The organism is Rhodococcus sp. NPDC059969, assembly GCF_042738325.1.
GTDB lineage: Bacteria > Actinomycetota > Actinomycetes > Mycobacteriales > Mycobacteriaceae > Rhodococcus_F.
Genome location: NZ_JBHWUF010000001.1, coordinates 1,112,005 through 1,134,963, shown reverse-complemented (window position 1 = coordinate 1,134,963; position 22,959 = coordinate 1,112,005). Strand labels below are relative to the sequence as shown.

Sequence of the window (22,959 nt, the reverse complement as noted above, 5' to 3'; positions counted from 1 at the left end):
GATGACCTTCGGCATCCTTGCCCTCGTCGCCCTGGCCGGCATTCTCGGCCCACTGCTCGGCGCCCGCGTCAGCTGGCATGTCCCCGTGGTGGTCGGCGAACTCGCCGCCGGTGTCGTCTTCGGTGTCACCGGTTTCGGGCTGCTCGACTCCTCCGACCGGACGTTCACATTCCTGGCCGATATCGGGTTCGCGCTCACGATGATGGTGGCCGGCTCGCACGTCCCGGTCCGCGATCCGGCAGTTCGGGCGGCAATAGGCAAGGGTGCCGCTCGCTCGGTCGTCGTCGGACTCCTGTCGGTTGTTGCCGGCTACGGTGCGGCGACGGCATTCGGCACCGGTCACGCCGCGCTGTATGCGGTCCTGATCGCGTCGTCGTCCGCGGCGTTGATTCTCCCCATCGTCGATTCGCTGGCGCTCGGAGGAACCTCGGTTCTGCAGATGACGGCCCAGGTCGCGATCGCGGATACTGTCTGCATTGTCGCGCTGCCGTTGGTGATCGATCCCGACAATGCCCCTCGCGCCGGCCTCGGCGCATTGGCGGTGGCGGCGTGTGCAATTGCCTTGTTCTTCGTACTGCGAGCTTTTCATCGTTCCGGCCATTGGCGAAAGCTCCACAAGTTCTCAGAGAAACGAAAGTTTGCACTCGAACTCCGGATCAATCTCGTGATCCTCTTCTCTCTTGCAGCGCTGGCGTCGAGTACCCACGTGTCGATCATGCTCGCGGGCTTCGCCTTCGGGCTCGTTCTTGCCGCGATCGGTGAACCCCGCCGCCTCGCCAAACAACTCTTCGCGATCACCGACGGCTTCTTCGCTCCCCTCTTCTTCGTCTGGCTGGGAGCGGCGATCAATCTGCGCGACCTCGTGACCCATCCGTCCGCCGTCTGGCTCGGATTGGCCTTGGGCGGCGCAACTCTCGTAGTTCACGCAGCGATACGAATCCTCGGCCTACCTCTCCCCTTGGGAGTGCTGTCCGCCGCACAACTGGGGGTACCCGTTGCCGCCGTAACGGTGGGCACCCAACTGGGAGTGATGGGCGAGGGTGAACCCGCTGCCATCCTCCTCGCCGCCATGATCACGATCGGTGCTGCAACACTGGCGGGTGCCGCCGCGTCGAAAGCTGGTCTCACGAAGCCTGCTTGACCGCGGCACGCTCCACCGTCAGCAAACTCTCCTCCGAATGTTCGGCGTGATACGCCGCGCCGCCGCCGCGGACACCGAAGAGTCGCTTGCTCCAGATCAGCCACACGACGGCAGCGATGTTCACCAATAGCAACCCGGCCCTCAACCACGTGATCTTCTCGGTCAATTCGTAGATTTCGAGGGGCAGGAACAAGCTGGTCGCCACCACCGCGAAGTACTCGCCCCAGCGTTTGACCATCCACAGACCGACTGCCTCGATCACTTGAAGGCCCGCGTACACCAACAGACCGATCGCGATCCAGGTGAGCGTCGTCGACGACAACGAAAATGCCTGCTCGATGTGATGGACCAGTTTCGAATCGTCGATGTTCCAGCCCAGCTGACGGGCCAATGGTCTGACCAACGGTAACTCGTTCTCGAAGGCGTCCTCGACGCGTCCCTTCGACGATCTGAGTTTGAACACACCGATCGCCAGAAGAACCAAACCCAGGGCGCGGAACATTCTCTCGGTGGCGAGAAGTCGCATGATCAACCTGTCGCGAAGCAGGCGACCCCGCGGAACCTCGGGGGCGGCGTCAGCCGGTCCGGATGCCCGGGGCGCTCCCGGGACGAAGTTGCCGCAACGTAGGCACCGCCACGCCTGACCCACCGCAGTATCCACATGTAGTCGATCCCGCAGTTCCGGTTCGTCCGGAGCGTAGGTCTCGTGACCGTGCCAACTGCACGAGCGCAATGCGAAGTCCACGGGTGAACTCTATGCCGCATATGCCCGGTAGCGTGGATACCCGCTGACCGTGCACTTCGAACGACGAGGATTCCGATGACTACCACCAAGATCGAAACCCGGCATGGCGTCATGGCCGTCGACGACAGTGCCACCGACGGTTTCCCAGTTGTCTTCATCCACGGAAACTCGGCCAGTCGCTCCATCTTCCGCAACCAGGTCGACGCCGACTGGGCCGCCGGCTACCGCATGATCACGCTGGACCTACTCGGTCACGGTGATTCCGAGGACGCGAGCGACCCCGAAGCCGCGTACACGCAGAACGGCTACGCCGACGCCATCGTCGATGTTCTGACCGAACTCGCCGTCGAACGGGCTGTGGTTGTCGGTTGGTCGCTGGGCGGACACATCGCCCTCGAGTTGATCGCGAAGTTCCCCGGGCTCGCTGGAATCGTCATCACCGGTACGCCGCCGGCCAATCCCGAGACGCTCGGCGACGCGTTCAATGCCGGCGACGGATTGTCCATCGGCGGTACCGAGGTCATCACCGAACGGGAAGCCGAACTCTACGCTCGGATGACCGCAGTTCCCTTCGAACAGGCGGCCCTCGACGCCGCGATACGCACGGACGGTCGCGCTCGCAAGATCATGTTCGACGCGTTCGGAGCTGGCCGCGAATCGGATCAGAAGGCTCTGGTTGCAACGGCGTCTGTGCCACTTGCGGTGATCGACGGCGCCAGGGACCCGTTCGTGAACACGTCGTATGTCGCGTCGTTGACCTTCGCGAATCTCTGGGAGGGCACGTATCACGTGATTCCCGGTGTTGGTCATGCAGCGTTCTGGGAAGCCCCTGAGGTGTACAACCCACTGTTGCAACGATTCCTCGGCAGTTTCGCCCAGTAACCTGCTGGACGCGGCGTCCTATGAGATAGAAGCCACTCGACAATCCGGCCATGTCCGGATTATTTGTCGCCGCCCTACAGTTCGGAAAACGACTGGAGGCACTGCGATGACCATTCTCGAGCACGGCACGGAAACGTGCATCGGTGGACCGACCCTTCCCCAGATACGACGCCTCGTCACCGAAGTGCCTGGCCCCAACTCGCGCGCTTTGGCCGAGCGCCGGAGCGCCGCACTGCCGGCCGGACTGACCAGCGGATCCAGCATTTACGTTGCTGCAGCGGGCGGAGGAGTTGTCGTCGACGTCGACGACAACTCGTTCATCGACTTCGGCAGCGGCATCGCCGTGACCACCGTCGGAAACAGCGCGCCGCGCGTGGTCGAACGCACCACGCGCCAGCTCGGTCAGTTCACCCATACGTGTTTCCTCGCAAACCCCTACGAGGGGTATGTCGAGGTCTGCGAAGCGCTCAACCGCCTGACCCCAGGAGATCACGAGAAGCGAACAGCGCTGTTCAACACCGGCAGCGAGGCGCTCGAGAACGCCGTGAAATACGCACGTGCCGCCACCGGTCGCCCGGCGGTTGTCGTCTTCGACCATGCATTCCACGGTCGCACGTTGATGACGATGACGATGACAGCCAAGAACCAGCCGTACAAGGCCACATTCGGCCCGTTCGCGCCAGAGGTCTACCGGGTTCCGATGGCCTACCCCTACCGTTGGCCGAGCGGCCCCGAAAATGCGGCCGACGAAGCATTCGCCCAGTTCCGTCTTGCGATCGACACTCAGATCGGTGCCGAATCGGTAGCCGCTGTGGTCGTGGAACCGATTCAGGGTGAGGGCGGTTTCATCGTTCCCGCTCCGGGATTCCTGAAGCGCATCTCGGAATTCTGCCGTGAGCGCGGCATTCTCGTCGTCGCGGACGAGGTCCAGACCGGTGTCGCACGAACCGGAGACTGGTTCGCCAGCCAGAGTGAGGACTTCGTCCCCGACATCATCACAACCGCAAAAGGTCTCGCCGGCGGAATGCCACTCGCCGCCGTGACCGGCCGAGCCGACGTCATGGACGCCGCGCATCCCGGTGGTATCGGCGGTACCTACAGCGGCAATCCTGTTGCCTGCGAGGCCGCCCTGGCAGTTTTCGAGACGATCGAGACGGAAGGGCTCCTCGACCGCGCCAAGAACATCGGTGACATTCTGACCACAGGGCTGTCCGAAATCGCCTCGGACACAAACATAATCGGCGATATTCGTGGACGCGGCGCCATGGTTGCAATTGAACTCGTCCACGACGAGGACAAGACTCCGAATCGCGAGGCCGTCGTCCAGATCGTCAGCTACGCCCACACGCACGGTCTCCTTCTCCTCACCGCCGGCACCTACGGAAACGTCGTCCGATTCCTCCCGCCGCTGAGCATCTCCGACGAGTTGCTGACCGAAGGACTCGGTATCCTTCGCGACGCTGTGGCCGCAGTCCGATGAGCGTCACCGTGCGCAGCTTGATCGGCGGAGCTTGGGTCACGGGCAGCGAAGGCACACTGACGGACACCAACCCGGCGCGTCCCGACGAGGTTGTCGCCACCGGCGGCCGCGCTGGTGCCTCCGAAATGGCGACCGGCGTTCGCGTCGCCCGCATCGCCGCGAACGACTGGGCTCGCCTGCCGATGTCCGCACGCGGCGCATACCTCACTCGCGCAGCGGAAATCATCGAATCCAACGCCGAGGCCTGGGGCGAAGAACTCACCCGCGAAGAAGGGAAAACGCTGGCCGAGGGTATCGGAGAAGTGCGCCGGGCAGCGCAGATTCTGCGTTACTACGGCAACGCCGCCGACCGCGAGAGCGGAACGGTGTACTCCTCCCCACGTAGCAGCGAGCAGATTCTCGTCACTCGCAAACCTCTCGGCGTGGTGGGCGTCGTCACGCCGTTCAACTTCCCGATCGCGATCCCGGCATGGAAGATTGCGCCTGCCTTGGTGTACGGAAACACCGTCGTCTGGAAACCCGCTGCCGCGGTGCCCCTTCTGGCCTTCCGTCTCGCGCAGGCAATGACCGAAGCCGGCCTACCCGACGGAGTCCTGAACATGATCCTCGGCGACAGCGCAGCCGGTGAAGCGCTGGTCGATCACCCGGACCTCGACGCCGTCACCTTCACCGGTTCCACCGGCGTCGGCCGAAAGATCGCGGGATCTGCTGCGGCGCGCGGAGTTCCGGTACAGGCGGAAATGGGTGGAAAGAACGCAGCAGTCGTACTTGCCGACGCAGATCTGGAGCTTGCGGTCGAGCAGGTCATGCTGGGCGCATTCCGGTCAACCGGCCAGAAATGCACGGCCACTTCACGTCTGGTGCTCCATGAATCCATCGCCGAGGAATTCCTGGCGAGGCTGACCGTCGAAGTCAAGGAACTGAGAGTCGGAGATCCACTCGATCCCGACGTCACGACAGGTCCCGTGATCAGCGCATACGCGCAGCAGTCGATCAGCGAGGGGATCAATCGAGCCATCGGCGGCGGCGCCAGAGTTATGGCCACCGCCGAAGCGCCGCAGTCGGGCTACTACGTCCAGCCGACTGTGCTGGAACTACCGGCGAGCACCGAACTGTGGTTCGAGGAACTCTTCGGCCCGGTTCTGGCGGTGCAGCAGGCAGCAACAACTGCGGACGCATTCCGCCTGGCGAACGAGGGCGAATTCGGTTTGTCCGCAGCGTTGTTCACGCAAGACCTGACCAGTGCGCTTGCCGGTATCGACGACCTGGACGTGGGGATCCTGCACGTCAATTCGGAATCGGCGGGCGCTGATCCCCACGTGCCCTTCGGCGGCGCGAAGAGGAGTGGATACGGGCCCAAGGAACAAGGCGACGCAGCGCGAGAGTTCTTCACTCACACCACCACCGTCTATCTCAGGGGCGGCCGAGCGTGATCTGCATTCGATTCCGCCTGCAGCAGTTCACGAGCTTTGAGTGCAATCCACAACTCGGACCGAGTGTGGGCGGAATCGAGATCTCGGCCGATCAACTCGGCAACCTTGTCCATGCGGTTACGCAGCGTGTGCCGGTGAACACCCAACTGCGCTGCAGCGGACTCCCATTGACCATTGTGGTGCAGGAACGCTTCGATCGAGTCCACCAAACGAGAACCGTTCTCGGTGTCGTAGCCTTCCAGCACACCGAGGCCGCCGGCCGCGATCGATTGCAGAACATCGTTCGACTGCACACTCAACAAGAGACTGAAAGTCCCGAGTTTCGAGAACGGAACGAGCGTGTGTCCTTCGACCTGCCCCACTTTGGCAGCAGAGACGGCCTCGCGCAGACTGGCTGCTACACCGCTCATCTTCCGGACGCCACCGATTCCGCCGTTGATACTCCGGCGCGAATTCTCCCGCACTCTCGCATAGACACTACGCGTGACCTTTTCCGCAACTTCACTTTTCACGACGAACCACACACCGGCTCCGTCATTCAGCGGAGCCAAAAGGTACGGCACCGACTCTTCTTTCAAGGCCGCTGAAGTGATGTCGGTTGCCGCCAGCAACGGTCCGACGTCGGTCAAGGCAGTTGCCACCACCGTGGTTTCGGATTCGAATCCGAAGTACCGCAACAGACTTTCGTCGACGTCACCGCCGGCCTGGCGCACCATCGTCGTAACTGCCAACCTCAGCCGCTGTTCGGCATCGACAACCCGCAACGGCTTGGCAAGCTCGATGGTCAACAGCGACACCGTGTGGCCGACCAACAATCGCTCGGACTGATCCAAGGCGGCGTCGGACGCCACGGCCAGCGTGCCGCTCACGGCAAGACGGTGAATGGCCAGGTGACCGTCGTCGTCCACCACGACCCGGCTGCGCTCCTTACCTGATCGCTCCCTGATACGTTCGGGCAGAGACGAACTCGCACCTTCCGTCAGAGCCAGCACCGCTCCGTCCCGATCGAGAACACACACTGCTGCATGTACCGCTCGACCCAGGGCAGTGATCAGAGCCGGCACCCCGTCGAGCAGGGCACGCGCCAACTTCTCCTGCGCGTCGACCACCGCCTGCACCGTTCGTATCTGGTCGGCGGTCAGTTCGTCGATCACGGCCCGCGAGATGGCGATGAACGGCGTCTCCTTGGCGACGGAAAGCACGGCAAAACCCAGTTCGTCGCCGGCCCTGATGATCGCGTCCGGCACCCTCTCGTGCACGGTGCCGGTGTCGAACGCCAGTGCCACCGCACCGGTCTGCGCAATGCGCTCGACGTACTCGTATTGCTTTGTCGCCGAACGCGGAAGGTGCAGCCCCGTCGTCATGACAAGCTCTCCACCAGCGAGCCACTGGGTCGGATCCTGCAATTCGATTGCGTGCGCCCAACTGATCGACAGATCTACGTCGTCGTGACCTGCAACGATCGTGAGGCCGAGCGAGGGGGTGGCTGCCAGCCGCCGGACCGTCATCGGCATTACCGCAACCTCCGAAGACAGTGGACAGAACTGACAGTTTCCAGTTCAGATTTGTACATCAAGTCCATGTTCTGGATCACACGATGAGCTTAGCGTCTCTCCGAAAGAACTGATCGCGTCATGCAATAGGAGCTGAGCCCAGATGCCCGACAGCAGCACCGAAACAGCCGAAGCCGCCACCGTTCATTCGACACTCAAAACAGGCTTGAAGAAGCGCCACCTGACCATGCTTTCCATGGGCGGCGTCATCGGCGCCGGTTTCTTCGTCGGGCTGAGCGGAATCATCAACCAGGCCGGCCCCGGCGCAGTCATCACGTGCGCGATCTGCGGCATCATCGTGTTCCTGGTGATGCGCATGCTCGGTGAAATGGCCGTGGCCAAGCCGTGTACGGGATCGTTCACCGAGTACGCACGCATGGCGTTGGGCGACTGGGCGGGTTTCACCACAGGCTGGCTCTACTGGTATTTCTGGGTGATCGTCGTCGGCATCGAATCCGTCGTCGGAGCAACCTTGCTCTCCCGGTGGATCCATGGTGTCCCGCTCTGGCTCATGTCAGCGGTACTCCTGTTGGTGATGACCGGGGTCAATCTTCTCTCCGTCAGCAACTTCGGCGAGGCTGAATACTGGTTTGCGGGTATCAAGGTCGCCGTCATCATCGGCTTCATCGTGCTCGGCAGTCTGTTCGTCTTCGGCATCTGGCCCGGCAGTGAAGTCGATTTCAGCAATCTGACCGGCCACGGAGGATTTCTGCCGAACGGCTTCACCCCCGTACTGGTGGGCGTTGTCGCCGTGATCTTCTCCATGACCGGAGCCGAGCTGGTCACGATCGCCGCAGCGGAATCCGCCGAACCGGCCGGAGCGATCAGGCGAGCCACGAACACCGTCGTCTTCCGCATTCTCGCCTTCTTCGTTGTCGCCACCTTCCTCCTCGTGACGATGCTGCCGTGGGATTCGTTCGTCGTCGGCGATTCTCCGTTCATCTCCGCACTCGATCTGCTGGGAATTCCCGGCGCCGCCGACATTCTCAATCTCGTGGTTCTGGTCGCGGTGCTGTCCTGCCTCAACTCCGGCCTGTACACGGCGTCACGGATGCTTTTCGCGCTATCCGTCTACAACGACGCGCCGGCCTGGATGACACGGACCAACAGCCGCGGCGTGCCGGTGAAGGGCGTACTCGCCTGCACCGTGGCCGGGTACTTCTGTATCGCGGCCGGCTACATCTGGCCGGACACGATTTTCTTGTTCCTCGTGAATTCGTCCGGCGCAATCTGCTTGTTCGTTTACATCCTGATCTGTGTATCCGAACTACGCCTCCGACGCCGATGGGAACGCGAAAGCCCCGAGATTCTGAAATTCCGCGTCTGGCTGTATCCCGGCCTGCCGATAGTGGTCACTGGTCTGATTCTCGTGATCCTGGTGGGAATGGGTCTCAACGAACCCACGCGCGCGGAATTCGTCCAAAGCCTGGTCGCTCTGGGAGTTATCCTCGTCGCTTACGTCGTGAGAAAGTCTCGTACGCGAAAAGTCTTATCGTTGGCGACCGACTCGAACAACGCACACCGCAGTTCGAAGAAGGCTTGAAACAAGCATCGAGTAAGCGCTCAACTCGATAATTAAACCACTTCCCCGAAAAAATCGGACCGGCGAAACCGCTCGAACACAAGATTTTTTCTTTGTCCAAATTCAAGGCAAAATGGACAGCATGCCGAGCCCTGTCATCGCCTCCGAAGGGCACAGTTCTTGGCAAACACTTCACGAATGGTTCAACGAACCACACGACTACGAGTGGATAAAACACCAGAGATCCGGCCGAGCAATCATTCCGATCTTCCGAACCTTGCTCGGAATGATGACGATCATCTTCGGGCTTTCCGCTTTCTACAAATTGATCGGACCGGATACACCGCCGACCACACCCGGCAAAGCACTGTCGGTTTTCATGATCTGCACATGTGTGGCGATCGCGGCGTGCTGGTTCACTCAACCGTTTCCAGGTCGCCGCGGCCTGCTCGCATTCGGGATATTCGCAGATCTCGGGATCGCGGCCGCGGTACTTCTGGTGCCGGAACGCTCGTCCGGGACGTTCGGTTGCATCGTCTTTGCGGTCACCGGAACCTTTGCGACGCTTTTTGTCAGCGCAAGATGGCTTGTCGCTCATGTCCTCTGGTCGACGACTGTCACGACTACAGTATTCGTTCTTGCATACCTACAAGGCGAAGTCGATATCACGACGCTTCTCGCCCGCGGCACCGTTCTTTTCGGAGCTGTCACACTTGTTCCAATTTTTGCACACCTGACCTGGCGCACTCTGTACCGCGATGCCCAATATTCCGATCGTGATCCGCTTACCGGACTGTTCAACCGTCGCGGCCTCGAGGGGGCGGTCAGCGATCTCTTCGAGAGTGCTCGCGTCGATTCTTCTTGTCTCGCTTTCATCGTCGTCGATATCGACAAATTCAAGACGGTGAATGATCTTCACGGTCACGCCGAGGGAGACCATGTCATCAGAAGAACAGCGAACCGCCTGAGTACGCATCTCGGAGAACGCGGGGTCATTGCTCGGACCGGTGGGGAAGAGTACCTGGCCGTCATCGCCGGGGATCCCGAATCAACGACTCTGTCGATCGAGGGGATAAACGCCGCGCTGTCGGACTGCTCCGATGCGATCGCCACAACGGTAAGCGTCGGAGCGGTGATCATGACCGCCGAATCGAAGGCGTGGAGCGGCGGCGCTTCCGCGATCCTGGCCGCGACAAATGTCGCGGATTCGATGATGTACCAAGCGAAAGCGGCAGGCGGCAATACCATCCGCTCGGCTCAGATCTGATTCACAGCCACGTCAACGGGTGAACGCTCCGACCGGATTCGGTGTCGGTTGCCGCCAGATACACGTCGACGCGCTCGGCCGTCAGAGCCTTGCTGATGTGGTAGCCCTGGACCAGGTCGCAGCCGACCCACTGAACGCGGCGGAACTGCTCAATCGTCTCGACGCCCTCGGCCAACGACCGCATGCCGAGAGCCGCGGCCAATTCGACAATGGATTTCACCACGGACATCTTCGGATCGTCCGAGTCCGTGACCAGCATGCGATCGATCTTGAGAACATCGATCGGAAGTCTCTGAAGCGTGGCGAAAGACGAATAGCCGGTGCCGAAATCGTCGAGCGCGACGGTGACACCGAGTTCACGCAGCTTGTAGAGATCCCGGATTGCCCGATCGTCCACAACACCCGTCTCGGTGATTTCGAGTTGCAGCAGATGCGGAGGCAAACCCGAATCCGTCAGAGCCTTCTTCACCATCGCGCCGAACTCTCGCGACACCAACTGCACTGGTGAAACGTTGACCGAGACGCCGATTCCGCTCGGCCACCCCGCAGCGGCCGCGGTCGCCATCGCCATTGCCTGTGCGCCGAGGGGGATGATCATTCCGGTTTCCTCCGCCACCGAGATGAACTGGCTGGGCCCAATGAGGCCGCGACTGGGATGGTTCCACCGAAGAAGAGCCTCGAACGCGACCACTTCACCGGTCTGAGTGTCGACCTGAGGTTGGTAGTGGAGATCGAACTGACCTTCCTCGATCCCCCTGTCCAGCTCGTGCAGCGCTGTTGCGCGTGCCGATGCCCGCGCTCGCAGTAACGGCGAGAACTTGCCGACTCGATTCCGTCCCGTCGACTTTGCTTCGTACAGAGCCAGATCCGCCAGCATCACCAGTCCGTCGGCGTCGGTGGAATCCTCGGGTGCGCTGGAGTAACCAATCGTGGCCCGCACCTCGATTCGATTGCCTTCTACGAAGAAGGGCTCATGGAGCACTGCCAGGTACCGATCGAAAATCTCACCGGGATCGTCGCCGGACGAGGTACAGACGATGAGCCCGAATTCGTCGCCGCCCATCCTCGAGCACATGTCCGAACCGATGACGTCGCGCAGGCGTTTGGTGACTTCGAGAAGTAAGTGGTCCCCGATCGGATGGCCGAGGGTGTCGTTCACCGATTTGAAGTTGTCGAGGTCGAGAATCCCGACGAGGACCTGCTTCTCCGGCACCCGAGATTTGATGGCCGCCTCGAGCGCCACACCAAAGGCACGACGGTTGGGCAACCCCGTCAGCGAGTCGGTGGCAGCAAGACGAAGAATCTCCTGCTCGTGGACATACCTCTCCGTGATGTCGGATCCGACACCGCGCCAGCCCAGAATCACCCCGGACTCGAGGACCCGGGGATTACCGGAAAGTGACCACCAGCGTCGTTTGCCGTCGACATGCACTGGAACGACGGTGTCCCGGAACGAGGTACTCGATTCGAGTTTGTCGATCATTTCGGCCGCGGCCGCACGCCCCTCCGGACTCGATGCGATCTGGAGTCTGGTGAGGAGTTGCCCGAAGGTGAGTTGTTGCAACTCGTCCACCGTCATACCGGCGACCTCGGCGAGCCGGGCCGAGGTGTGGGAGAACCGGCCGTTGGTGTCACACTCCCAGAGCCAGTCGCGGGAACCGCCCTCGAAACCGTCGAGCAACAGTGCCACAGTTTGACGCTCGGATTCCGCCTGAAACTCTGCAAGACAACGTCGCTGGAACGAGGCCGAGAGATACACCGCACCCACCGTGAGCGCAAACATGTAGATGCACAACTGAATCGCAAGTACGCGAAAGTGGGGTTCGGCGTGGACGACGAGAACGGTGAATACGCCGAGGCCGTGAATGTAGATCCAAGTCAGGCTCACCGACCTCAGACTCGAAAACGTGACGGTTCCGGCGCCCATGATTCCGGCCATCGTCGCGATCAGCACCAAGTCACGGAAGACGTCCATGTCGTGGAAAAGCAAGGCGAAAAGTGTGACGTCGAGGCTCGCGATGACGATCACTTCGAGGAGCAGACCCGCGTAGTCGTAGCGCGGTGTGTGCTTCGACGGTCGCCAGCGAAGCGGTATCCATACTCGAATCGAATTCGCGAGGACAAGAAAGATGAGCGCGCCACCCAGCCATCTGAGCGTCTGACGTCCGGGCGGAACGGTGTACGCCAGAATCACGACCAAGCTCGCCATGTACGCAAGATTGGCGAACGGTGCGACGGCAGCAGCTTCGTCGATCTGACGGCGAAACAGGCTGTTACAGTCGGCCTCCGAAGCGGGATCCTGCCGACCAGGTCTACTCAGACGGTTCATCGACGGGGCATCCTGACATGTGCGCAGGCGCCAGCAGCGGGCGTCAAAACCGCTCGCCTGCCCATCCGAACCTCCCCTGGCTCCCCACCGAACCCTTTTCCGGCGAAACGTCAGTGTTTCAGACTCGCTGCTTGTTTCTCTACAACGGTAGCCATCTGACGAATCGATTGTGCGCAGATCACTATATCCAGAGGTCGGTCATTCGATCTTCCAGGTCGGTAAACGATTGCTGATTCTTAGCTCGACGCGCGTTTGCCGCCGACCGCGACACGTAAGGCTTGGCGCCTTCCTTCACATCCACGATCGCGTCCGCCGCGGATTCGGCGACACCGGCATCACCGAGAGCTGATCGGAGCTGCATTGTCGTCAAGAAGGGCAAACCCGAGGCCAGGTCAGTGCTCACTTGCTGCTGCACCGAGGTCGGAACCGATGGGTTGTCTTCGATGCCGGCAATCGCAGATGTCGTGAGGTTGTCGTACCTGGCGCTCAGGTCTCCGAAGCAGACCGGTCAGTGCTGTTCGAGAGTGAGCTGATCTGCCCAGGCCGATACGTCCCCGCGTTCCAGAGCCACCGCCAGCAGTTCCGGAAACTTGTCCGGCGTGCATGCAAACGCGGGAATGCCGAGGGCGCTCAGCGCCGCCGCATTGTCGTGATCGAACGACGGTGCCCCGTCGTCCGAGAGCGCCAGTAGAACCACGACTTGAACGCCGGAGTTCTTCATGGCGGCCATGCGGCGCAACATCTCGTTGCGGATACCGCCCTCGTAGAGGTCCGAGATGAGGACGAACATCGACTCGGCGGGACGCGAAATCAAGGACTGGCTGTACGCGATCGCGCGGTTGATATCCGTGCCCCCACCGAGTTGGGTCCCGAACAGGACGTCGACCGGATCGGACAGTTTGTCTGTCAGATCAACGACGGCGGTGTCGAAAACGACGAGCGAAGTCTTCAGCGCCTGCATCGACGCCAACACTGCGCCGAACACCGATGCGTAGACGACGCTGGACGCCATCGAACCCGATTGATCGATCGCGAGAACCACGTCGCGCTGCACGGATTTCGACTTTCGGCCGTATCCGACGAGCCGCTCCGGGACGACGGTTCGATACTCCGGAAGGTAATGCGACAGATTTGCTCGGATGGTTCGGTCCCAATCGATGTCGCGCAGCTTCGGATTCGAAGTTCGGGCCGTGCGATTGAGTGCGCCGGTAACTGCAGCCTTCGTTTTCTGTGCGATTCGCTCCTCGACTTCGCGAACCACCTTGCCGACGACCATCCGAGCAGTTGCCTTGCTGGCCTCCGGCATGACCTGGTTGAGGCTCAGAAGCGTCCCGACCAGATGCACATCGGGTTCGACCGCGTCGAGCAGTTCCGGTTCGAGGAGCAATTGCGCCAAACCCAGCCGATCTATCGCGTCCTTCTGCATCACCTGCACCACCGTGCTGGGAAAGTACGTCCGGATGTCACCGAGCCATCTGGCGACGGACGGCGCCGACGCCCCCAATCCTGCTGAGCGGCGTCGGCCCTTGCTGGGGCCGGACGAGTCGTAGAGCGCTGCAAGAGCCGCATCCATTCGACGCTCGCCCGGTTGGCCCAGTCCACCCGTCGACTCTTCGGCGGATTCCCCGAGCATCAATCTCCAGCGTCGAAGGCGCTGATCGTCGTCGCTCATGCGCCCACCCCCAAGATGTCCGCAACGACCGCCATTGCCGCTCTGCCGCGTCGAGCATCGGTCTCCACTGTCGTTTCGACGCGTCGGCCACCCCTGACCGCCTGACCGATCGCCCGACGTTCCCCGGCTTCGAAGGATCCGAACGTGCGTCGAAGCAACGGAAGCGTGTCGATGAAATCCTGCTCGCGAAGTTGACGAACCCAGGTGTCGATCAGCGTGAGCAACGCTCGATCGTGAACGAGCACAAGCCCTCCTCCGCCGAGAAATCCGTCGACCCAGCCAGCCTTGGCGGTGGGCGCACTTCCCACCGAAAGGGCCCGAGACAAGCGCTGGGCTGCAGCGGTTTCCATGACGGAACCGCTGTCGCGCAGTAGCCGCACCATCCGGCCGACGAGAAGTCCGTTGACGTCGTCACGGTCGATCACTCCGGCCATCGCCTGCAACCACCGTGCGCTCGCATCGCTGTCGTCACGGACCATGACTGCCGAGTGCACCTTGTCGAGGTGATCGCGAAACTCCTCGGCGCTGGGATCGTCCAACCCGGTGACGGCGACTGCGAGGCCGGTACAGATGCGGACCAGCAAGCTGTCGGCGACGTCGATCAACGCCGACACGTCGGTACCGCGCACGTCGCCGTATCTCAGCGTTCGGGTCAGTGTGGGTAGAGCGACCATCAGATGTGACACGTCATGATCAAGCGCTGCAACCGTTTTCACGCTTTGCAGCACTGCGGACAGTGCTGTGGGAAGGTTTGCCAGCAGCGAGTTCTCCAGCAGTTCGACGAGTGAAGCAAGAGTGATTTCCGGTTCGTGAATCTTCGAGACGACCCGCGACGCTGCCGCTTGGGCCACCGTCGTACCCCACAGCGACGCCTCGATCACCGACACCGAGAATTCCGGTTTCCATTGCAGTGCCCAGGTTTCTCGGAAAGTTCCGGTGGAACGGATCTCACCGTCGGCCGGAGTCCCCCAATCGATCTCGAGAATTCCCAGTCGGTGCAGGAACTGGGAACGCTCGACGTCGATGTCGCGTCTCAGGTCCAGATCCAGATTCTTTGCCCCTGCTTGTTGTTTGAGCCGCAACGTCTTCGAACGTGCTCGCAGGTCTGCTTCGAGCGGAACCGTCGGCGTTTCTTCGGGCACCGCACCCAGGGCTTCACCCACAACGAGTCTTCGCGTGATCAGATCCAGAAGAACGTCGTTTCCGTCGCACATCACCGACCTCGTAGCCTCGGTAACTTCCGACAATCCGGCCAGCGGGCGAGAACGCAGTGCAGCCAACGTATCTGCCAATCGGACAGCTTCGATGACGTGAGCGCTCGAGATGGGAAGGTCCTCGTCCCTGAGCACCCTCGCAACTTTGGTGAGCCACCGCGTGATCGTCTTGTCGTTCGCGGTGAACAGATGGTGATACCAGCCCGGCGAGGTGATTCCGGCTCCGTAACCCGATGCCGACGCCAGGCGTGAATGTGTCCAGGGAACCCAGGTCAGCGAGGTCTTGACCTTGGACATCCCCTTTAGAATGCGGGCGTCGGGAGCCGCAGGCCCCAGGGCTCCGACCAACGCCGGCGCGTGCCAGGCACCGCAAACGACCGCTACCCGCTCGGCGCCATCTTTCAACGTCTTTCGCAGCACCTGCCGCATGTATGCTTCGCGATGCGCTGTCTCCTCGTCGATCGGCACCGTCTCACGCAGCGCCTCCATCGCCTCGGTGATCGCATCGAAAGAATCTGCGCCCGAATTTGATTCGATCACCGAATCCCACCAGCGTTCGGTGTCGTCGAAACCCGCGGCCGCGGCCAGTTCCGCCAGAGGATCACCCTCGCGTGTAGTACGAATCCCCTGATCCGCCAACACGTTGAACGCGGGCAGGTCGCAGAACCGTGCCTGCACACCGTTCTTCGCAGCCCACTGCAGCGCTTGCCATTCGGGTGAGAACACCGCAAACGGCCAGAAGGCCGCCTTCGACGGTTCGCCAGTGGCATACGCGAGCAGCGCAATCGGCGGTTCCATCGACTCCGATGCCGCCAGCATCACCAACGGATCTGCATCCGAAGGCCCTTCGATCAGGACGACGTCGGGTGAAAACTCTTCCAGGCCTTGCCGAACCGAACGGGCCGATCCGGGGCCGTGGTGACGGATACCGAAGACCCGGACACGCAGATCCGGAATAGCGATGGTCACCCGGTTACCTCGCGGCATGCCCGGTAGAAGTCGGACCACTCTCCGCGCTCACGCACTACGGCCTCGAGGTACTCGTTCCACACCACCTTGTCTGCGACTGGATCCTTGATCACCGAACCCAGGATTCCGGCAGCGACGTCGGACGCCCGCAATACGCCGTCCCCGAAATGCGCGGACAGCGCCAAACCATTGGTGACCACCGAGATAGCCTCCGCCGTCGAGAGGGTTCCCGACGGGGACTTCAGCTTGGTTCGGCCGTCGGCGGTCGTTCCCGATCGTAATTCCCGGAACACGGTGACGACCCGGCGAATTTCCTCGGCCGCTGCGGGGGTCGTCGGCAATTCCAATGCTGCGCCCAGCTGTTCGACTCGGCGCGCCACGATAGCCACCTCGTCCTCCTCGCTGGCCGGCAACGGCAGGACAACGGTATTGAACCGTCGACGCAATGCCGACGACAGATCGTTGACACCGCGATCACGATCGTTGGCGGTTGCGATCAGATTGAAGCCCTTGGCTGCCTGCACCTCGATGCCCAGTTCCGGCACCGGCAACGTCTTCTCGGAGAGAATGGTGATGAGCGCGTCCTGCACGTCAGCCGGAATACGCGTCAACTCTTCGACGCGAGCGATCTTCCCGGTTTCCATCGCGGTCATCACCGGAGAATGCACCAACGCCCCTGCCGTCGGTCCTTCCGCTAGGAGGCGGGCGTAATTCCAGCCGTAGCGGATAGCTTCCTCGGGAGTACCGGACGTACCTTGAACCAGGAGCGTCGACGCGCCCGAGATTGCCGCCGAAAGATGTTCGGAGACCCAGGTCTTGGCTGTTCCCGGCACACCCAACAGCAGTAAAGCCCGATCGGTGGCAAGAGTTGCGACGGCCACTTCCATCAACCGCCGCGGACCGACGTACTTCGGCGAAACGACTGTTCCGTCATCGAGAGTGCCGCCCAACAGATACGTCACCACAGCCCACGGCGACAAATTCCACGACGGCGGGCGTGGGCGGGTGTCCTGCGCGGCAAGCGCCTCGAGTTCGAGCGCGTACTCCTGCTCTGCGTGGGGCCGCATCAGCTTTGCCGGTTCCGCGAGCTTTGCCGGTTCCGCGAGCTTTGCTGGTTCCGTGGCAGGCACGGTTACGCTGTCAGTCACTTGAGCTCCTCGAGCAGAGTCTTGCGGTGGGTGATGGCACTGGCCGTTCTGGCGAAGGTTTGCCGCCAATCCGGGTCGCGAGCACGCTCCGCCGCCCGGTCCAGCAAAGTTACTGCACTGTAGGGAAATCGACTCTCGGCCAGGCGCAGCGACGCCACGTACTTGTAGCGTGAGAATTCGCCGGCCTTGGCGCCCCCATCGGCGCGTCTGGCCGCAACTCGTTCCCACTGGGCCACGACTGCCCGGGTGATGTCCTCGGGCCATGGACCGTGCAGAGCGTCGTAGATCGCTGCCCGGCCCGGATGCAGAACATTGGCGTCGCCGTTTCCGGACCTCAACAGATCCGCCAGCGCCTCGGCGGGCACCAACGGGAGAAGTCGACGATCGGTGGCTACGCCTCGTCTGCGAAAGAGTTCCAAAGCCCATTCCACATTGTCCTGCGCCACTGCAGCATTGGACCAATCGTCGTGAAGGATCGGCTCCCAACCTTCGTCGACGCTCATCCCCAAAACCTTGTCGGGTCCACCGATCATGGTGTTCCACAAGAACAAAGGCGCAGAACTGATCGCTTGACGGACGTACTCGGCGCGATAGTCGGTGTGTGGGTTCGGCCGGTCTTCGATGCCGTCTCGTCTGGCCGCTGCATCGACTTCCTCAGGCGGCGCGATGACAAGCGTGGACCGAAGGAGCTTCCGTTCCACCCTCACCCATTTCTGAACCCGGGCAACCATTCTCTCCCCGAACTCCGATTCGGGTAGTTGTCCGAGTACCTCCACTGCTGCGCGCCGCACGTCCTTGCGACGGTCGTCGAGGGCTTCCTCCAACAACGGTTGATCATCCGCGCTCAATCCGTCTGCCAGCGCCGAGACGAACGCAGCCTTCTGTTCTCCCCGCTCGGTGCCCCAGGACTTTCGGAGTTCGGCCAGCGCCAGCGCGGGATCTGTTCGACGAGCGTCTATCAACCACTGCGTGCGCTGGGACGAACTTCCGTGACGCCACACGTCCGGGTTTGCATCTCTGGTTCGGACGAGCTTGCTCCACTCGGGGTTTTGCGCGGCGAGCCAGCGACCTCGCTCGCCGACCAGCTGCAGAATACTCTCGCGGTGAGTTTCGCTCGTCCGAGCGTAGGAAAGCAGTTCGGCAACAAGATGATCAGGCGCACGGTAGTTGTGCGCCAACGCGACGGTGAACCATTCGTCGAGCCAGGTCGCCTTGGCAGCGAGCATCGACAGCAGATGTGCGGCCGACGATTCCGGCAGGGTAAATCGCGCATCGTCTGGAGCAGGCGTCGGCACCGTCGCCGTGGTGGAGCCCGCACCACCACGGCGGTACGCCCGCTCCAGCGCGACTGCTGCGAGAAGCAACTCGGCAGGATCTCCGTCGAGTTCGCGCGCGTAGGCATGCACGTCGGCCGGAAGGTCCTCGAATGTTGTTGCTGTTCTGGCCGTCCCGAGAAGCGCAGCCGAGATCAATGTGCTCACAGCACGATCACCTGTCCTCCCGTGAAAACCGAGATCGGAGTAAGAGCCTGCGCATTCCACGTTCCACAGACCGTGACCGGATAGCCACCGGAAATGCCCAGCAATTTCCACAGTGGGTCCGAATCGCCCTCTGCCCGAATCGCTGTCCCCGATTCATCGACGAGAAACCAGGCACCGTCGACGAATGAGGGAACCACCGAACTGATCACTGCCGGCCAAGACCGCAACCATGGATCTGCCGCGAGCGCATCGGTAAACTGCTGCAACGCAGCGTCGATGCTTCCGGACGGCATGGTTGTGAAGGGCTCCGGTTCTCCGTGCGTTGCCCCCATCCGCGCCCGCAATGCCGCGGCAGCGGGATAGAAATGCACATCAGCGTTGAGCAGAAACCCGACTGGCGGCGTTTCGGTGGCAAAATTCGGTGACCCGTGGGAGAAGTCGAGCAGCATGGCCCACCGTTGCGAATTCCTGCCGAGCATCCACACCGTTCGGGTGAACAGTCGCTTCTCCTCGGTGATCCCGGAACCGAGAATCATCCAGTTCTCTTTCACCGGAATCGATTCCATCACACGCCCGGTGGAGACCGGATAGCCGACGTGTGCTTTCACCGAATGGGCAAGATCTTCCGGCAGCTCGGGCAGCTTCTGATGCGCAGCGACCAGCAGGCGCAACCGAGCCAACTCGTCGAGGACTTTCTCGGGCCAGTTTTCGGTAGACGCAACGGTTCCCGCCAATGCTCGAAGCGTGCCTGCAATACCGGGTGCCTGAGCATCCACCATTCGAGCGGCGACTGCGTCGAGGCCCGCCCAGGACGTGTCCATCGCCGCCAGACCACTCCGGATCTGATCGGTGATCCACAGGTCCAATTCGACGAGACCGCTCGCAACCCGGTCGGCGCGCTTCTGCGCTGTTGCCGGGTCGGGAGTCTTCTTGGGCGCCTCGTAGCCGGTGGTCTCGGCGCTGGCATCGGCCTTCTCCTCACGGCGCAACAACCACTCGGCGGCGAAGTCGGCTGGCTGGTCCGCCGAAGGCACTCGCCCTTCCGACCATTCCGCCAGCAGCCCCAGGGCATGTTTGCACGGAAACTTCCGACTGGGGCACGAGCACTTGTATGCCGGGCCACGCAGGTCAACCACAGCTTGATACGGCTTCGAGCCGCTTCCCTGGCACAGTCCCCAGAGCGCGAGACCCTTGTTACCGGTGTGGCTCCACGATCCAACCAACTTGCGCGCAGCAGCCAGCGATGCGGCGTCGGGAGCTACCGATGCCACCTGCCCAGCTGTCCACGGCGAAGTCACTCGACCACAGTATGACAACCCGCTGACATCGCAGAGTCAGGCCGATCCTTTAATGAAGTAACTCTTGACTCGAACAGACGTTCGACTATAATTTGAGATGGGGATCGGGGGATTCAATGAGTATCGACACATCATCAGACGTGGTGTCTGGTTCTGCGGTGGGGTTACGCGGACGCCTGTGGCAGTTGACTGCCGCCGAGTTACGGGCTGCTGCTGTCGAGGCGAGTGCGGAGATTCTTCGCCTGGAAGCGGTGCGGGTAGCGGTGGTGGACGAACTGTCGATGCGCCCGGACGATCAGGTGATTGCCAGCCGCGGGGTGGGTGCGTGGTTGGCGGCAAACACCATGCTGCAGGTTCGGGATGGGAAGAAGATCGCCGCGCTGGGCGCAGCGTTGCGGCCGTTTCCAGCGGTGGCGGCAGGCTTCGATGATGGGGATTGCTCGTTCGATCACGCAGTCTTGATCGTGGCGTTCTGTGAGTCCCCGCCGAAGGGGATGCCGGAGGAAGCGCTACCGAAGTGCATCGATTTGTTGTTGGCGGCTGCGTCGGGGGTGGAAGCGACGACAACGAAGGTGCGGCATGTTATCGCGACTTTGGAGCGGCTGTTCGAATCCGATGAGATTCCACCTGCCGAAGACGTGGATCTCAATGAGCTCCGCATCGCCTCGACGCTCAATCGTCGGGTGGTAGTGCGAGGCGATTTCGACGCCCTCACCGGCGAAATGCTGCTCTCGGCCCTGTCGAATCTGACGATGCCCACCCCAGCACCCGACGGAACCCCCGACGCACGCTCGGCGGCAAAGCGGACAGCAGACGGGTTCACCGAACTGATCCGCCGGTATCTGGACTGCGCCAAGACCGGAACCGACGGTGGGCAACGACCACACGTGAACGTGCACATTGATGCTCGTGACCTTGCCGAGCATCGGGACTGCGCCGCAACACCAACTGATGGTCGCGGCTCTCGGTCGGATCTCGATGTCGGGCATATGCCCTGGCTCGGGCCGCTGTCTGTCTCACAGACCAGGCTTCTCGGCTGCGATTGCTTCCTGTCCACCGTCCTACTCGACGACCACGGCGCGCCGTTGGATGCGAAACCCGGAAAACGGTTGGTCAACGCCGAACAGAGAGTGGCGTTGATTGCCCGCGACAAGGGCTGCGCGTTCCCGGGGTGTTCATGCGTACCGGCGTGGACAGATGCGCACCATATTAGGCACTGGGCGAACGGTGGTCCGACGGTGATGAACAACCTTGTCCTGCTGTGCCGTTCGCATCACCGGTTGATGCACCGGAAATCGGGGTTCGTCGGCAAGTGGGAAATCAGAATGGGCGTCGACAACAAACCGTGGTTCATCCCACCGCCCTCGATCGACCCGCAGCGGCACCCCAGGCCGGCGAACACCACCTTCAAAACCTGAGAACAGCTTCTCAGGCACAACAGAACACGGCCAGGCTCCGCATCGGACATCAGCACCCGATACGGAGCCCACAGGCCGTGCCGCATCCAATACTCACGGCGTTCATGCGGGGCGCAAGACCGATCTACCCAACAACTCACAAACCTGCAGGGCCAGAGCGAGATCCAACTTGTCTCGGCCCGCGGCGACCGGATCGCCGAGAGCCTTGTTGATGCGATATTTCACCGTATTACGGTGCAAGTTCATGTAATTGGCCGTGTGCAGATGACTTTCCCCGTGGGCGAAATACACGCTCAGCGTCGTCCGCAAGGATGCGGCAGAAGGTGTATCGTCCGCCAACGGACCAAGTACCTCCCAGACCCATGACTTCGTAGAATCGATGTTCTCCGACAGGAGTGATACCACGGCGATGCCTCGGTCCCCGAAACTCACCACGGGGCGCTGCGGCGTATCTGGCACGGCAGCAACGGAATAGGCTGCCGTGGCCTGTTCGTGGGACCGCTTGAATCCTTCGACCCCCGACCCTGGCAGTCCGATTGCCACCCGCGCTCCGCCGTCCAACGGCACTGCCGCCGCGAGAACTTCCGGATCCACCGCAGGCACCCGGCGACCGAACGGCAGCCACGCCCACACCGTGCGTCGATCGATGGCGGTGATGATCGGCGGCTTGTCTGCTCCTGCCGCTGCACCGAGGTCCCGTACGAGTCGGTCCAGGGTGTTGATGCCCATGACGTCCGCATCCCACGTCGACCAGACCACCAGGGCGACGTGGTTCTGACCAAGGCGGTATCCGGTCTCCGCTTCGAATGCAGCGGTATCTGCGTTGGTGCCGGACAGGAGGGCGTGGATCGCGGCCGAATGGAGGTTTCCCTGCGCTGCCATCCATCGACTGCGTTCCCGCTCGTACGCGTCGAAGACGTAGAGCGTGATCCAGTCGATGTAGCTGTAGACCACATCCGAAGTGTGTTTCAGGACAGCCAAAGTGAGTCGTGCCGGAATGTCCAGTGTGCTGATCTCGTCGTGACAGATCCGCATCAGATCGCCTTGGCCCATGTGGTAGGCGCGAACGAGAGAGTTGGACGGAACGTCCCGCTGCGCTAGCCGCAGAGCGTATTCCACCGCGGCAGTGGTGGGTTGGAGATGATCGATCGGTATGTCGTTGGCCAAGACGTGGATGATCGTCGTGATATTTCCCTGCACGCTCGCTTCGAGCATTTCGAGCAAATTGGCATCGGCGTCCAACTGGTCGATTTCGTGAGCCATCATGAAAGCCATCTCACGCGCGATATCGGCGCTGCGCGCGTCGAGGCGCCGGGCCAATTCGGCAACCACGGCAAGCACTTCCGGCTCCGCGGCTGCAGGCACCCGGGCGAGGCGCCGCATCGCACCGGCGCCTCGCTCCTTGTG

Annotated in this window: 17 protein-coding genes; 7 read left to right on the top strand and 10 right to left on the bottom strand. The window is 61.9% G+C overall.

The window, feature by feature from the left end:
• The first annotated feature begins 1 nt into the window (after position 1).
• Positions 2-1,141 carry a cation:proton antiporter gene (locus ACFWAD_RS05110; protein WP_378541876.1) on the top strand — a complete coding sequence of 380 codons (1,140 nt, stop codon included), beginning with the start codon at positions 2-4 and terminating at the stop codon, positions 1,139-1,141.
• Here ACFWAD_RS05110 and ACFWAD_RS05105 read toward each other — a convergent pair.
• On the bottom strand, positions 1,125-1,886 hold the full coding sequence (locus tag ACFWAD_RS05105; protein WP_378541874.1) for a DUF2127 domain-containing protein: 762 nt from the start codon (positions 1,884-1,886) through the stop codon (positions 1,125-1,127). The two genes, ACFWAD_RS05110 and ACFWAD_RS05105, sit on opposite strands and share 17 nt — an antisense overlap.
• Before the next feature lie 75 nt (positions 1,887-1,961).
• Between ACFWAD_RS05105 and ACFWAD_RS05100 the strand changes: the two genes are divergently transcribed.
• The 3 genes from ACFWAD_RS05100 (at position 1,962) to ACFWAD_RS05090 (ending at position 5,681) form a co-directional block, all read left to right on the top strand.
• On the top strand, positions 1,962-2,768 hold the full coding sequence (locus ACFWAD_RS05100; RefSeq protein WP_378530740.1) for an alpha/beta fold hydrolase: 807 nt from the start codon (positions 1,962-1,964) through the stop codon (positions 2,766-2,768).
• A 106-nt stretch (positions 2,769-2,874) separates the two neighbouring features.
• Entirely contained in the window at positions 2,875-4,248 is a 1,374-nt protein-coding gene (gene gabT, locus ACFWAD_RS05095) for a 4-aminobutyrate--2-oxoglutarate transaminase (protein WP_378541872.1), read from the top strand.
• Complete coding sequence (locus ACFWAD_RS05090; RefSeq protein WP_378541870.1) at positions 4,245-5,681, top strand: aldehyde dehydrogenase family protein; 1,437 nt, start codon at positions 4,245-4,247, stop codon at positions 5,679-5,681. Before gabT ends, ACFWAD_RS05090 begins: the two co-directional genes overlap by 4 nt.
• Here ACFWAD_RS05090 and ACFWAD_RS05085 read toward each other — a convergent pair.
• A complete protein-coding gene (locus ACFWAD_RS05085; RefSeq protein WP_378541868.1) occupies positions 5,657-7,195 on the bottom strand; it encodes a PucR family transcriptional regulator in 1,539 nt (512 codons plus the stop codon). The two genes, ACFWAD_RS05090 and ACFWAD_RS05085, sit on opposite strands and share 25 nt — an antisense overlap.
• A 142-nt stretch (positions 7,196-7,337) precedes the next feature.
• Between ACFWAD_RS05085 and ACFWAD_RS05080 the strand changes: the two genes are divergently transcribed.
• Both ACFWAD_RS05080 and ACFWAD_RS05075 read left to right on the top strand, forming a co-directional pair.
• The gene (locus ACFWAD_RS05080; protein WP_378541866.1) at positions 7,338-8,777 is read left to right on the top strand and encodes an amino acid permease; all 1,440 of its coding nucleotides are present in this window, start codon (positions 7,338-7,340) and stop codon (positions 8,775-8,777) included.
• Between the two features lie 121 nt (positions 8,778-8,898).
• On the top strand, positions 8,899-10,023 hold the full coding sequence (locus tag ACFWAD_RS05075) for a GGDEF domain-containing protein (protein WP_378541864.1): 1,125 nt from the start codon (positions 8,899-8,901) through the stop codon (positions 10,021-10,023).
• Between the two features lies 1 nt (position 10,024).
• Here the strand turns inward: ACFWAD_RS05075 and ACFWAD_RS05070 are convergent, their stop codons facing one another.
• From ACFWAD_RS05070 to ACFWAD_RS05040, 7 genes are all read right to left on the bottom strand, one after another.
• Positions 10,025-12,352, bottom strand: a complete 2,328-nt coding sequence (locus tag ACFWAD_RS05070) for a putative bifunctional diguanylate cyclase/phosphodiesterase (RefSeq protein WP_378541862.1) — start codon at positions 12,350-12,352, stop codon at positions 10,025-10,027.
• 181 nt (positions 12,353-12,533) lie between these two features.
• Positions 12,534-12,755 carry a hypothetical protein gene (locus ACFWAD_RS05065; protein ID WP_378530726.1) on the bottom strand — a complete coding sequence of 74 codons (222 nt, stop codon included), beginning with the start codon at positions 12,753-12,755 and terminating at the stop codon, positions 12,534-12,536.
• A 105-nt stretch (positions 12,756-12,860) separates the two neighbouring features.
• Positions 12,861-14,024: a VWA domain-containing protein gene (locus ACFWAD_RS05060; RefSeq protein WP_378447500.1), complete on the bottom strand. Its 1,164-nt coding sequence runs from the start codon at positions 14,022-14,024 to the stop codon at positions 12,861-12,863.
• Positions 14,021-16,225 carry a DUF5682 family protein gene (locus ACFWAD_RS05055; RefSeq protein WP_378541860.1) on the bottom strand — a complete coding sequence of 735 codons (2,205 nt, stop codon included), beginning with the start codon at positions 16,223-16,225 and terminating at the stop codon, positions 14,021-14,023. The genes ACFWAD_RS05060 and ACFWAD_RS05055 overlap by 4 nt, the downstream gene beginning before the upstream one ends.
• A complete protein-coding gene (locus tag ACFWAD_RS05050) occupies positions 16,204-17,274 on the bottom strand; it encodes an AAA family ATPase (protein WP_378542914.1) in 1,071 nt (356 codons plus the stop codon). The genes ACFWAD_RS05055 and ACFWAD_RS05050 overlap by 22 nt, the downstream gene beginning before the upstream one ends.
• 77 nt (positions 17,275-17,351) lie before the next feature.
• Positions 17,352-18,836 (bottom strand): DUF5691 domain-containing protein, encoded by a 1,485-nt coding sequence (locus tag ACFWAD_RS05045; RefSeq protein ID WP_378541858.1) that lies wholly within the window; start codon positions 18,834-18,836, stop codon positions 17,352-17,354.
• On the bottom strand, positions 18,833-20,134 hold the full coding sequence (locus ACFWAD_RS05040; protein ID WP_378541856.1) for an SWIM zinc finger family protein: 1,302 nt from the start codon (positions 20,132-20,134) through the stop codon (positions 18,833-18,835). The genes ACFWAD_RS05045 and ACFWAD_RS05040 overlap by 4 nt, the downstream gene beginning before the upstream one ends.
• Positions 20,135-20,250: 116 nt before the next feature.
• On the opposite strand from ACFWAD_RS05040, the gene ACFWAD_RS05035 reads away from it, so the two are divergent.
• A complete protein-coding gene (locus ACFWAD_RS05035; RefSeq protein ID WP_378541854.1) occupies positions 20,251-21,552 on the top strand; it encodes a DUF222 domain-containing protein in 1,302 nt (433 codons plus the stop codon).
• A 102-nt stretch (positions 21,553-21,654) separates the two neighbouring features.
• On the opposite strand, the gene ACFWAD_RS05030 is transcribed toward ACFWAD_RS05035, so the two are convergent.
• Positions 21,655-22,935, bottom strand: a complete 1,281-nt coding sequence (locus ACFWAD_RS05030; RefSeq protein ID WP_378542912.1) for a PucR family transcriptional regulator — start codon at positions 22,933-22,935, stop codon at positions 21,655-21,657.
• Positions 22,936-22,959: the final 24 nt, after the last annotated feature.